Here is a 13,547-nt window from a genome sequence, read left to right on the forward strand (position 1 = left end):
GCGGCGCCGATCCTGGCCGGAGCCGCCGCCCTGGCTCGCCAGGCCAATCCGGGCGCGACGACTCCTGCCATTCAGACGTTGATGCTGAGTGCGGGCCGCACCAGGTCTATGTCGAACGCGACCAGCCAGAGCCAGCCGGGCATCACCGCGCCGATGCTGAAGCTGAGCGGATACTGAGCATCTGTCTTTGGGGCTGCACGGTCGCCCCCTCACCCCCTTGCTGCGCAAGGCCCCTCTCCCGCAGGGGGCGAGGGGTCAAAGGCGAGGGCTCTAGAATCATTTTAATCTCATATAAGTACTGAGAAGGAAGGGGAATATGTAAACGATTCTCCTCAGTACTTCTGTTTACGCCGGGCTCAGATTCGCAAACTTCACGATCAACTTCTTCGTACCCGCCGTGCCGAAATGTACCGTGACTTCCTGGCGTTCGCCGACGCCCGCCACGGCCAGCACCTGACCCTCACCGAATTTGGGGTGCTTGACCTTCTCGCCGCCCCGGTAGGCCAGTTCACCCGTCAGCGGGCTGGTGTTTTTGACGGCGCTGGGCGTGCTGAGCCTCGCCACTGCACTGTCTGGCCTGAAGTCGCGCCAGGTCTTCTGCTTGTAGTCCACCACGCGCCCGAAGGTGTCTACCGTGTCAAAACCGCCGCCCAGTTCTTCCAGAAAACGGCTGTCCTCGGCGCTGTTGGTCTTGCCATACTGCATCCGGTTTTGCGCCGCGCTCAGAAACAGCCGGTCCATCGCCCGCGTGATGCCGACGTAGAACAGTCTGCGCTCCTCCTCGATGCCGCCCGCCTCGTTCAGACTGTTGCGGCTGGGCAGCAGCCCTTCCTCGACGCCCACGATAAAGACGCTGGGAAATTCCAGGCCCTTGGCGTTGTGCAGGGTCATCAGGGTCACGGCGTCTTCGGGGGCGTCCTTATTCTCGATTTTGGTCCGCATGTCGTCCACGCTCGACAGCAGCGCGGCGTCGTCCAGAAACTCGGCGATGCCCCCTTCGTTCTCCTCGCTCCACTCCTGGGCAGCGCTGACGAGTTCTTCGAGGTTCTCCAGCCGGACCTGGCCTTCCTGACCTTCCTGGCGCAGCAGATCCAGGTAGCCGCTCGACTCGATCAGGAATTTCAGGAAGGGGCCGGGCAGGTAGTTCTCGGCGGCCTCGGCAAACGTACCCATCAGCGCGGCGAACTCGCTGGCTTTGGCCGCGCCGCGCTCCAGCACGGCCTCGGCGTTGGCGCAGGCGGTCAGCATCGACGCGCCGTTCATCTGTGCCCAGCTCAGCAGCTTGTCGAGTGCCGTGTCGCCGATGCCGCGCTTGGGTCGCCCGATGATGCGCCGCAGGGCCACGTCGTCCGCCGGGTTGATGCTGAGGCGGGCGTAGGCCAGGATGTCCCTGATCTCGCGCCGGTCGTAAAAGCCCACGCCGCCGACGATCTTGGCCGGAATCGAGACGCGCCGCAATGACTCCTCGATGACGCGCGACTGGGCGTTGGTGCGATATAAAATCGCCATCTTGGCGAACGGCTGGCCCTCGCCGTGCAGCCGCGTGACCCACTCGGCCACGAAATCGCCCTCGCCCCGGTGGTCATTGGCCCGGTGGAACATGACGGGAAGGCCATCTTCTTTCACGGCTTTCAGGGTCTTCTCCAGCCGCTCGGTGTTGTTCTCGATCAGGATATTGGCCAGTCCCAGCACGCGGGCGCTGGAGCGGTAGTTGTGTTCGAGCTTGTAGACTTTGGCATCCTGGTAGTCTTTCTGAAAATCGAGGATGTTCTGAATGTCAGCGCCTCTGAATTTATAGATGCTGTTGTGGACGAGGAGGCCGTTGGCAATGTACGTGTGCAGTGGGCTGATGGTCAGGTCGTATACCGGGCCGCTGTACTGCTCCTGTGACACGCTGGATACGCTCGCCTCGCTCAACTGGCCCTCCGTCTGAACCAGCACCTTCATGCCAGGATGCAGGTGCGAGAGCGGCTGGAAGCTGTACATCTGGCCGCCCACACAGGCTTTACGCTGCAATTCCAAACCACCATCGTGGGCCAGTTGCTGAGCCAGTTCCAGCGCCTCGGTGTAGTCCTTGCGGCTGATCTCCAGGCGGTAGCCGCCGCGCCCTTTGCCGTTGCCCCTGACCTGATGGCCTGCCGCCAGCAGCCGGGCCGCCACGTCTTCCCGGTTGCTGCTCCACTGGATGCGGTGGTAGCCCACCAGGCCATGCCGGAAGTCCGAGAACATGATCAGGTTGACGCTCTGACGCCGCAGGCCGTTCTGTGGCCGGTGGTGCGGAAATTCTGGATGAAGATGCAGGTCGCTCATCAGCCGCCGGGCGCCGGTCGCCGTGTCGAGTTCACGGAACAGGCGGCTCAGCAGCTCCTCGTTCATCGCCAGGTTGCGTCCCACACCATGAAAGAGTGCCGTCGGCAAGCCGTAGCGCGCCGCGTAGAGCGCTTCCCAGTACGACGCCTCCGCCCTAGAGTCACAGATTCGCAGCACCCAGACCTTATCGCCGTGTTCCTGGTTGAGCCGTACCCGGTAGCCGTAGTCGGTCTGCCCCTCGCTGTTGACCCGTGCGCCCATCGTTAACCCGACCCGGTAGCCCCGGTCCTCGCGGTGCATCAGGTAGACGTACCACTGCCCCGCCATCGGCTCATGCCGCGCCAGCACGATGTGGTGCGGCGTACCGCGCAGGGTGCTGCTCCCTGCTTCGACCTGCCAGAGTGGCCCGTCATAGTGGCCGCGTTTGACGTAGGTGATCTGTCCGGTGCTTAGGTTCTGGCTGCCGCCAGTCCCGCAGACGGTTTCGCCCTCCGCCAGAGTTTCAATCGCCCGTTCGCCGCTTGGCGTGCAGATCATCGTGCCAGGCGGTAAACACTGGTCTGGGTCTCCAACGACAAGCAAATTACGATCCCTCGAAGCCAACAGCCGTGTCAGTTCATACTGAGCCTTGTTCGTATCCTGATACTCGTCCACGTGAATGAAGCGGGCACGGTCCTGCACCTTCGCCAGCACGCCTGGCACTTCCTGAAACAGTCGCACGGTTTCGGTAATCAAATCCCCGAAGTCGATGGCGTTCTGGGCTTTCTTGCGGGCCTCGTAGCGCCGGAAGCCCTCGGCGGCGGCCTCGCGGGGAAGGCCGCTGATATACGGCTCCGGGTTGCGGTCCAGGTCGCCCGGCGTGCGCAGGTTGCTCTTGGCCCGGTCCACGATGCCGCGCAGCACGCGGGGGTGCGTGTCTGGACCTATGCCGGGCAGGCTGCCCATGATCTCCTTGAGCACGTCGAGCTGGTCGTCGTCGTCGTAGATGACAAAGCCGCGCCCCAGCCCGATGTATTCGCCGTAGGCCCGCAGAATCCGCACCCCCGCCGAGTGGAAGGTGCTCATCCACAGCCGCTCCGAGCCGGTAATCAGGTGCGAGGCCCGAAGGCGCATCTCGGCGGCGGCTTTGTTGGTGAAGGTCACGGCCAGAATCTGCCCCGGCTCCACGCCGCGAGCTTGAATCAGATGCGCGATGCGGTAGATCAGCGTGCGGGTCTTGCCGCTGCCCGCTCCGGCGATGACCAGCGCGGGGCCTTCGAAGTGGGCGGCAGCCTCGGCCTGGTTGGGGTTGAGTTCAGCTAAGAGGTCGCGGCCCGTCATCCGAGTAGTCTAGCGCGGATTACGCTGTGGGCAGAAGGGGTCAATCCGTGAAGCGGGAGGCGGTGCAGGGTGCGCGGGTTGTGGGGAGTGGGAAGTGGGGGAAAGATTGGTTTTTCGTTGTTCTGAATGGCAAATACCCAGGGCAACAACCCCCCACCTGTTACGCGGAAGCCCCCCTCAATGCTCAGTGATGCACGTATCTCTCATAAACTTAGCGACACCGATGAACGCAGCGTTTTTGGCTCCTCTCCCCCTGCGGGAGAGGCTGGGAGAGGGGTAGCGCAAACGCTCTCCCAGCGCGGTTCAAGGAAAAAGATATCTGGCGAAAGTCGTCGTAGCAACGAAGATGAGAGACTTGCGTGCATCACTGAGCCCCTCAAGGGGAGCCGAAAACATTCGCTCAGACACTCTCTAGCGCTGTTGCCTCCTTTTGAGGGAAGGTGGCTGCGAAGCAGACGGACTCGAAGAGCTGCACAGCAGAGGGGTCAATAACGAGCGACCCCAAAACCAGTACAACATTCTTCGCATTCGCCTCCCCACGTCCCCACATCCCTGCTACCCTGAGCCAGTGTCCGTTTCCGGCCCTTCCAGCCTCACCCGCACCGCCCTTCAGAGCGTGCTGGTGGCGCTGCTGGTGCTGGGGCTCAAGGCGCTGGCGTACCTGACCACCGGCAGTGTGGCGCTGTACTCCGACGCGCTGGAGAGCACCATCAACGTGGTGGCGGCCCTGGGCGCCTACTTCGCGCTGCGGCTGAGCGCCCGGCCCGCCGACGCCGGGCATCCCTACGGCCACAGCAAGGCCGAGTATTTCTCGGCGGTGACCGAGGGCGTGCTGATCGTGCTGGCCGCCGTGAGCATCGTCTGGGCGGCGCTGCCGGTGTTCCGGCACCCGCGCAGCGTGGAGGCGCCGCTGCTGGGACTGCTCATCAGCGGCGGGGCCAGCGTCATCAATCTGGTGTGGGCCAGGGTGCTGTTGCAAATTGGCCGTGAGCGGCGTTCCCCGGCCCTCATCGCCGATGGTAAACACGTCATGTCCGACGTGGTGACCAGCGTGGGGGTGCTCGGCGGGGTGGTCCTGGCCAAACTGAGCGGCTGGTTTATCCTCGATCCGCTGCTGGCCATGCTGGTGGCGCTGAATATTCTGTGGAGCGGCTACGGCCTGGTCCGCGACAGCGTGGGCGGTCTGATGGACGCCGCCGTGGACCCTGGTACCGAGCGCACCATCCGCCAGGCCATGAGCGAGCACGCCGAGGGCGCCCTGGAGGCCCACGACCTGCGGACCCGCAACGCCGGGGCCGTGACCTTCATCGAGTTTCATCTGGTGGTGCCCGGCGAGATGAGCGTGCAGGAAGCCCACGACATCTGTGACCGCCTGGAAGACGCCATTCAGACGGTGGTGGAGGGCGCCAACGTGACCATTCACGTCGAGCCGCAGGAAAAGGCCAAGCACCACGGCGTGCTGGTGTTGTAGTGGGTTCAGATTGCCTCCGCTCACCGAGCAGATGACTCGCGGCCAGTGCCCCGGCTTTATACTGGCTCATGCACCCCGGCCCACGCCCGCCTGAGACCTTTGGCCGATGATCCAGCCCTCGGTAGCACCAGTCCCGGCAGGTGCAGATTCACCGACTGCACCCCGGCCAGAACTGCGGCTGGAGTTGCTGGGCGGCTTTCGCCTGTGGCGCGGCACTGCTCAGGGGCAAACCGAGGTGCGGCTGCCCTCGCGCCCGGCCCGCAGGCTGCTGGCGTACCTGGGTTTGCGGGCCGGTCAGCCGGTCACGCGGACCTGCCTGCTGGCCCTGCTGTGGCCGGACGCGCCGCTGGAGCGTGCCCGGCGTTCGCTGTCGCAGGTGCTGTGGCTGACCCGCCAGGCGCTGCCGGAGTTGCGGGGCGTTCTGGAAGCCGATTCGGAGCGGCTGTGTTTGCATCTGGATACGGGCCTGCGTCTGGATACGGGTCTGGACCGGAGAACAGGCCCGGCTGGCCTGGTGGTGGACGCCGCGCAGTTCCGGTCGCTGCTGGCGCCCGCACTCCCGTCTGCGCCCGCACGGCTCTCCACGTCCACACCGTTGCCGGGCGACCAGTGGTCGGGCGACCAGTTGCCGGGCGACCAGTTGCCGGGTGACCACGCGCTGGAAAATAGGCAGGCCGCCACCGCGCTCTACCGGGGCGAGCTGCTGCCCGGCTGGGACGACGACTGGCTGACCGAGGAGCGCCGGGCCTTGCAGGCGCTGTATCTGCGGACCCTGGAGGCGCTGACCCAGGCGTTCGGGGAGCAAGACACCCAGGCGGCCCTCGAAGCAGCCCTGCGCTGGGCCGCCGCCGATCCGATCAGCGAGGACGCCCACCGCGCCGTGATGCGCCTGGCCGCCAGCCTGGGCCGCCCCACCGAGGCGCACGCGGCCTACACCCGGCTGAGCGCGGCACTTCAGGCCGAGCTGGGCAGCCTACCTGACTCTGAGACCCAGGCGCTGCGTGAGCGTCTGGGCCGCAGCCTGAGCCGCCCAATCACAGACGCCGCACCCGCCCCCGGCCTGCTGGAAGCCCCGCTGATCGGGCGTGAGCGGGAGCGGGCCAGACTGCTCTCGGTGCTGGACCGCTCCCGCCCGCACCAACCCTATCTGGACGGCTCGGCGCTGCTGCTGGAAGGCGAAGGTGGCCTGGGCAAGACCCGGCTGCTGCGCGAGCTGGTCACCGACGCCCAGTGGCGCGGCACCGAGGTGCTGTGGGTTCAGGGCAGCGAGCGTGCGGCTGCCGGGCCGTTCGGGGCGCTGCGCCGCGCCCTGGCCGACGCGCTGACCCCGGCGCGGGCCACCGAACTTTCAGGGCGCCTGGAGCCCATCTGGCTGGCGGCGGTGGCGCCGCTGCTGTCTGGCCTGATCCCCGGTCTTCACGGCACTGATCCTGTGAACGCTGCCACGCTTGTTCCGGCGGGCGGGTTACGCACGGCCAGCTTGCCCAGACAGGTTTTGGTGCCTACGGAAGAGTGGCTGCGCGGCGAATGGCAGCGGCTGCGCGAGGGTTTACGTCGGGTGCTGCACGCGCTGGCGGCGTCCGGTCCCTGGCTGCTGATCGTCGACGATCTGCACTGGCTCGACGAGGGCAGCCTGGAGGTGCTGCGCAGCCTGGCCGAGCGCCCGGTGGCCAGCCTGAGCCTGGTGCTGGCCTACCGGCCCGAAGCGGCCCGCGAGCGTGAGGAGGTCTGGGCGGTGCTGCAAGCCCTCGACGCCGCGCCGGGTAGTGGTCGCCTGAGCCTGGAGCCGCTGAGTCCGCAGGCGGCCACCCATCTGGTCCGCGCCAGCCTGGATCTCGGCGGCGGCTTGAGCGCCCTGGACCTGAGTGTGCCTGGTTTGAGTGCGCTGGCGGCCCGGCTGGCCCACGAAAGTGGCGGCCACCCGCTGTATCTGCTCGAAACCCTGCGGGCCGTCGCCGAAAGCGGGGCGCTGCGGCGAGGCGGCGGCGTCTGGCGCCTGGAGGCGCTGCCCGGCGCGGCGCTGCCGATCAATGCGGGGCTGAACAGTGCGCTGCCGATCAGTGCGCTGCCGATCAGTGCGGGCCTGCGCTCGGCGGTGGTGGGCCGCCTGGTCCGGCTGGCGCGGGCGCCCCGTGCGCTGCTGGAAGTCGCCGCGTTGATGGCCGAGCCTGCCCCGCCGGGCGTGCTGCTGGAGGCGGCTGGCCTGGGCGCCGACTCGGCGCCGGACCTGGACCTGCTGGTCCGGCGGCGCTGGCTGGAACGGCGCTCAGGCACCTACGCCGTCGCCCACGATCTGCTGCGCGGCGCGGTGGTCGCCGAACTCGCTACGGCTGTCTGCGTGGCCCACCACGCCCGCATCGCCGAGGTGCTGCGGCGCCGGATGCACCAGAACGCAGCCCCATACAACCCGGCGGTGGTCGCCCGGCATTTCCTGGCCGCCGGAGACTGGCTTCGAGCGGCGCCGTTACTGCTGGCGGCGGCTCAGCACGCCCGCAGCCTGCACGACTACCGGGCGGTTCTGGTTCAACTTTCCCTGCTGTTGGACGATGACCTCCTGCGCGGTGCCCTACTCCCTGAGCAATTCGCCCCCGAACAGTTAGCACAGGCTCTGGAGCTGCGCTGGCAGGCCAACCAGGTGGCGGGCGACCTGGCCGCCCAGGCCCGCGACCTGGAGGCCTTGCTGGCCCACTCGGCGCCGGGCAGTGCCTCGGCCCTGCATCTGGAAACGCGCCGCGCTGAGCTGATGAGCAAGGGTGCCCAGGTTGACCGTGCCCAGCTTGAAGGTGCTCAAGGTGACGGTGCCCAGGGTGAAGCTGGCCGGACTGATGGGCATGGGGTCGAGGAAGCGCTGGCGCTGGCGATGTGGGTGCGCGACCAGGGCCTGGCCCTCGGTCAGCGGCTGGCGGTGGCGCAGGCGCTGAGCAGTCTGCGGGCTATTTTATCGGCGCATGGGCGCTACGAGGAAGCCGTAGCGCACGGCGCCCAGGCGGCGGCGCTGTGGCGAGAGCTGGGCGACGACGCGGCCTGTGCGCGGGCGCTGTTCAGCCTGGGCGGCGACGAGATGTCCCTGGCCCGCCCGGAGGCCGCCGCTCACCTTCAGGAAGCGCTGGCGGGCTTCGAGGCCCTGGGTGACCGGCTGGGGCTGGCCGATGCGCTCGGCTCCCTGGCGGTGATCGAGGACTCCCGCAACCAGCGTGCCCGCTCACGGGCTTATCAGCTCCGGGCGCTGGAGACGCACCGCGCCACCGGTTCGCTGGTCGGCGCGGGCAGGAGCCTGCACAACCTGGCCTGGATGGAGGCGGACCGTAACCATCTGGCCCAGGCCCTGAAGCTCTATGGGGAGGCCCTGGAGCTGTTCGTAGCTAGCGGCGACCGTGTGCGTGAGATGTATACCCGGCGCAGCCTGACCGGGCTGCTGGTCATCCAGCTTGGGTACTGGGAGGCGGCGCAGGCCCAACTGGAGATCACCGACGCTTACTTTGAACGCACCGGCAACGCGCGGGGTCAGTGGTTCAACCTCGATGCCCGGATGTACATGGCCGTCCAGCAGGGCGATTACGGCGCCGCGCTGAGCATCGCAGGGCGCAGTCGGGTGTTGGCGGCGCAGGCGGGCGATCCTCCCTGCGAACTGCTGTCGCGCTGGGCCGCCGCCCGGTTGCGAACCCAGCGCGGTGACGCCGCTTCGGTGGAGGCGTTCGCCGCCCTGCGCCCTGAAATCGAGGCGCTGGGGATGCCCGGCATGACCGGTGAATACGACGGCCAGATGGGCGCCGCGCTGCTGAGAATGGGCCGGGCCGCCGAGGCGCTGGACCTGATCGAGACCAGTCTGCATGCCAGCCAGGGTGAGGAGCAGGGCGGTGAGACCGAGCCGCGCCTGATGCCGGAGCTGCACCACCTGCGCTCACGGGCGCTGGAGGCGCTGGGTCGCCTCAGCGAGTCCGCCGCCGCCCTGGACCACGCCCACCGCGAGCTGAGCGAGGTGCTGGACGGTCTGCCCGAACGCGACCTGAGCCTGGCCCGCGTGCCCGAATGGCGCGACCTGACGCGCGACTGGCAGGAGCGCCGACTGCGCCGCGTCCGGGTGGCGCTGCCTGCCTGCCGGGGCGCTGCTGTGAGCGCCGCTCCCGGTATCGACGCCCTGCTGACCCTGGAGGCCCCCGAAGACCTGCTGCTGCTCTCCGGCGCCACCCGGCGCCGCGCCCGCCTCTCCCGCCTGCTACTTGAGGCCCGGCAGCAGGGCGCCGCACCCCGCGTGACCGACCTGGCCCGGCTGCTGGGCTGCGCCGCCGCAACCATCAAACGCGACCTGGCGGCGCTGCGACGGCCCCCAGGCTGATGGCGGCACGGTGCCTGCGGGGTATGGAACCTCCAGATACCTCCAGATACCTCCAGATAGAAAAGCCGCCCAGTTTGCGCCGGGCGGCTGTTTCTATTGCATTTTATTCCATTGACTTCCCGACGAACACCGCCGTCGTCAGGGCAGGCACGCTCAGGGTATTGCCCGTGACCTTGCTGGCCCTGACCACGCTATCCGAGCTGGTGGCCAGGACCGGGTGCAGGCTGAGTTTCAGCGGCGCCAGGCTGGCGTCCATAAACTCCACCGCCTTGCCGCTGGCGTTGAACACCACCACCAGGTCGCGGTAGGGGGCGCTGCCGCCCTTCAGGCGCATCACGATCACACCGGGAAGCTGCTGGGGGCCAGTGTTCAGGAAACTCAGATTCTGCTGGACCTGGGCGCCCGTCTCCATTCTGAACAGCGGCGAGCTGGCGCGGATCTTCAGCAGGTCTTGCAGATGCGAGTACGCCTGATTGGCATCTGCGGCAGTGGGCCTCAGCGCTCTGTTCGCCAGCAGCGGCTTGTAGAGCGGCCAGTTGGCGCCGTTTTTTTCCTGCGGCGGCAGGCCGTGCCCGAAGCCGTTGTCCGCGCCGGTCCAGTCCAGGGCGTTGAACTGGTCGCCGGAGTTGTAGCTGTCGGTGTCGAAGGATTTGCTGCGCAGCAGCTCGTCGCCCGCCTGCATGAAGGGCAGGCCCTGACCCAGCCAGATCAGGCTCTGCGCCAGGTTCTGCATCCGCACGCGCTGGGCGGTGGTGGCGCCTGCCGGGGCCTTGAGCAGCACCGCGTCGAACAGCGTCTGGTTGTCGTGGGCGCTGGCGTAGCTGATGGCCTCGCGGGGACTAGCCGCGTAGCCGGTGGGCGTGCCGTTGTAGTCGATCTGGGCGCCGGTCACTGCCCTGCCGGTCATGTCGACCAGTTTGTAATCGCGCAAATTGCCGGTCAGGCCGACCCTGAGCTGGTCGGTGAGGTGCAGCAGCTTGGCCCGGTTCTCAGCACTGTCGGCGTTCTGCTTCTTGCCATTGGGCAGCGTGACCAGGCCGGTGGCGAAGCCCTGGTCCTGAAGGCCCCCGAACGGATTGCCGCCGCGCACGGCGTCGCGGATGCGGTCGTTGAAGGTGCCGACGCCCTGGCCGTACATATTGATCTGGGTCGCGTTCACGCCGCGAGCGTTCTTGGCGACCTCACCGAAGTCCCAGCCCTCGCCGTAGAGGTAGATCTTTTTGCCGTCCACGCCGTCTTGAGCGGGCGTCAGCGCGTCGAGCGATTTGCGCAGCGCCGCCATGTCGGCGACCAGATGATGACCCATCAGATCGAAGCGGAAGCCGTCGATCTTGTACTGGGTGGCGTACATCAGCACGGTGTCGATCATCAGCCTGCGCATCATGGCGTGCTCGGTGGCGGTGTTGCTGCAACAGGTGGAATTCTCCACGCCGCCGTCCAGGTTCAGCCGCTGGTAGTAGCCGGGCACGGTCTTGTCCAGGATGCTGCTCGGTGCCTGACCACTGCTGGCGGTGTGGTTGAACACCACGTCCTGCACCATACGCAGGCCAGCGCCGTTCAGCGCCATGACCATCTGTCGGTACTCTTTGGTGCGCTCGTCGGGGTTGACCGCGTAGGTGCCCTCCGGCGCCGCGTAATGCAGCGGATCGTAGCCCCAGTTGTAGCCGTCGGCGTCCTGCACGGCTTTGACGGCTGCCTGCTGAGCCTCGCTGTCGGGCGGCAGCTTGCTGAGGTCGGGCGTGGCCTTCCAGCTCGCCTTGTCTTTGGGCACAGACGCGATGTCGAAGGTCGGCAGCAGATGGACCGCCTTGAGGCCCGCCGCCGCCAGCGTCTTCAGGTGCTTCATGCCCGCGCTGCCGCTCTGGGTGAAGGCCAGGTACGTGCCGCGCTGAGGAGCGGGCACCGTGCCGTCGATGATTGAAAAGTCGCGCAGGTGCAACTCGTAGAAGTTCAGCTCGGAGACCGAATTCAGCGCCGGTTTCTTTAAGGCGTCCCAGCCAGCGGGCTTGTGCGCCGCGTCGGCCAGGTCGCCGAGCACGCCCCTGGTACTGTCCCTGGTCAGAAATAGCGCATACGGATCGCTGACCCGGTTCGTCTCGATCTTCTGGGTGCTGGGCGCGTAGACCTTGACCTGGTAGTCGTAGGGCTTGCCTTTCCAACTGGCGTCGCCGCTCACGCTCCAGACGCCCTTGTCGCCGCGTGTCAGCGCCAGCGCCTGATCGCCGACGTACACTTTGACCGCCTGAGCGGTGGGTGCCCACAGCCGCAGGGTCGGTTTGCCCGCCGCCCAGCTCACGCCCAGCGGTCCGGCGTAGGTGTAGAGGTCGTCCAGCACGCCGGGGAGCTGAACGCCGGTCACGTCCTGCACCTTGCCAGCGGGCGTCTCGCTGCTCAACAGCAGTTGGCCGCGCAGCAGCGTTTCGACCTGGGCCTGCTCCTCCGGGCGCACCGAGACCAGGGCGTAGCCGCTCAGGTAGGGGTATTTGGCCTTGAGGGCCGGGGTCAGGCCGCCGTCAATAGCGATCAGCGGAAGAGAGGTGCCGCCCGTGACGCCCGCCGCCGCCAGCTTGAGGGCCGCCTCCGGGCTGCCATGCAGATTCAGCAGCGCCCCGTTCTCCAGCAGCGCGGGCTTGACGGCAATCAAATTGCGGGTCAGAAAAAACGCCTGGGCCTTGGTCACGTCGCCCGCATTCTGCACGCTGGTATCGGGCTTCTGGGCATACACCTTATTCTGGCCGCTGAGCACCCACACCTCGGTTGCCTTGTTGTCGGCGACGCTCATGTCCGGGCCGGGGTCCTTGTCGTCGCCCCTGTGGATGATAAAATTCAGCTTGGTCCAGCCCTGGGCGGTGGGCACGTCCCAGTAGGCGCCGGAGCTGCTTTTGCCGGTCTGGGCCAGGGGCTTGGTCCACTCGGTGGGCACCTTGGCGCCGTCCCAGAGGTGCAGGCCCCAGCCGCCGTACTGGCCGTCGGGGCGGGAGTAGTTGATGCGGACGTTGCCTGCCGGAATAGCCCCCGGTTCGGTGGCCTGGGCGGCGGCGGGCGCCAGCAGAAAGCTGGAGAGCAGCAGGGTGCTGAAGGCCAACACGCCGAAGTGGCCCAATCTGGGCTTTGAAAGTCTGGTCATGGTGGGGCCGATCATAACCCGCCCCTGTGAGCTGGAGCCTGTCTGGAACGCCGAAGATGAAGTCTGTGTGAACGGCGACGGGGTGCCGGGGCGTGATCTGTACTGGTCTGATACCGATTCGGTGGGTTTCGACTGAACGCCGGTTTGCGCAAGAGGCTTGCCGCGCCGGGCGTCCAGACAGAGCTGACTTCCCTGAACGCGGCGCGTTGTGTCCCAAACCTGATTCCTCACCGTCGAGCGGTGGAGTCAGGTCGGCCTGCCTGTATACTTCACCAAACATTGAGCTTGGGTACCAGCAGGCCCGGTGTTGGAGCTTCGTTGTGCGTGCCCGCTGGTCCTTCCCCAGACAGGAGTGTGATTTCTTGAGCCGCGACCCCCGTTCCGGAACAAACGCCGCCCCCAACGCTGCCGCTCCCAACGCCACCGCTCCCCACCCCGCCGCCCCCAGCGCCGACGAGGCCGTGCTGGCCGCCATGGGCTACAAGCAGGAGCTGTCGCGCCGCATGAAGGGCTTCTCCAACTTCGCCATCTCGTTTTCGATCATCTGTATCCTGTCGGGCGGCATCAACTCGCTGGGGCAGGGCATCAGCAGCGTGGGCGGGGCCAGCATCGGCCTGGGCTGGCCGCTGGGCTGCCTGATCAGCCTGCTCTTCGCGCTGGGCATGGCCCAGATTGCCAGCGCCTATCCGACGGCGGGCGGCCTGTACCACTGGGGCAGCGTGCTGGGCGGGCGCGGCTGGGGCTGGCTGACCGCCTGGCTCAACCTGATTGGGCTGGTGACGGTGCTGGGGGCCATCAACGTCGGCACCTACTTCTTCGTGATCGGGGCCTTCGGCAAGGCGCTCAGATTGAGCGACAACATCGGGACGCAGGCGACCTTTGTCATCAGCTTCACGGTGATCCAGGCGCTGGTCAACCATTTCGGCATCCGGCTCACCACCCGCCTGACCGACCTGAGCGGCTACCTGATCTTCGCCGTGGCG

Annotated in this window: 5 protein-coding genes; 3 read left to right on the top strand and 2 right to left on the bottom strand. The window is 67.0% G+C overall.

The genetic code is table 11. From position 1 onward, the window contains the following. Positions 1–345: 345 nt before the first annotated feature. Complete coding sequence (locus Q0R23_RS16670; RefSeq protein WP_293914817.1) at positions 346–3,630, bottom strand: UvrD-helicase domain-containing protein; 3,285 nt, start codon at positions 3,628–3,630, stop codon at positions 346–348. A gap of 568 nt (positions 3,631–4,198) precedes the next feature. Here Q0R23_RS16670 and Q0R23_RS16675 point away from each other — a divergent pair. Both Q0R23_RS16675 and Q0R23_RS16680 read left to right on the top strand, forming a co-directional pair. Next, a complete protein-coding gene (locus tag Q0R23_RS16675; RefSeq protein ID WP_293914819.1) occupies positions 4,199–5,101 on the top strand; it encodes a cation diffusion facilitator family transporter in 903 nt (300 codons plus the stop codon). Positions 5,102–5,207: 106 nt separating this feature from the next. Then, on the top strand, positions 5,208–9,437 hold the full coding sequence (locus tag Q0R23_RS16680; protein ID WP_293914821.1) for an AAA family ATPase: 4,230 nt from the start codon (positions 5,208–5,210) through the stop codon (positions 9,435–9,437). A gap of 103 nt (positions 9,438–9,540) precedes the next feature. Here Q0R23_RS16680 and pulA read toward each other — a convergent pair whose 3' ends face one another. Continuing rightward, positions 9,541–12,564, bottom strand: a complete 3,024-nt coding sequence (pulA, locus tag Q0R23_RS16685) for a pullulanase-type alpha-1,6-glucosidase (protein ID WP_293914823.1) — start codon at positions 12,562–12,564, stop codon at positions 9,541–9,543. Positions 12,565–12,926: 362 nt separating this feature from the next. On the opposite strand from pulA, the gene Q0R23_RS16690 reads away from it, so the two are divergent. Continuing rightward, a partial coding sequence (locus tag Q0R23_RS16690; RefSeq protein ID WP_293914825.1) for an amino acid permease occupies positions 12,927–13,547 on the top strand: 621 nt, incomplete at its 3' end.

Source organism: Deinococcus sp. (assembly GCF_025362455.1).
Classification (GTDB): Bacteria; Deinococcota; Deinococci; order Deinococcales; family Deinococcaceae; genus Deinococcus.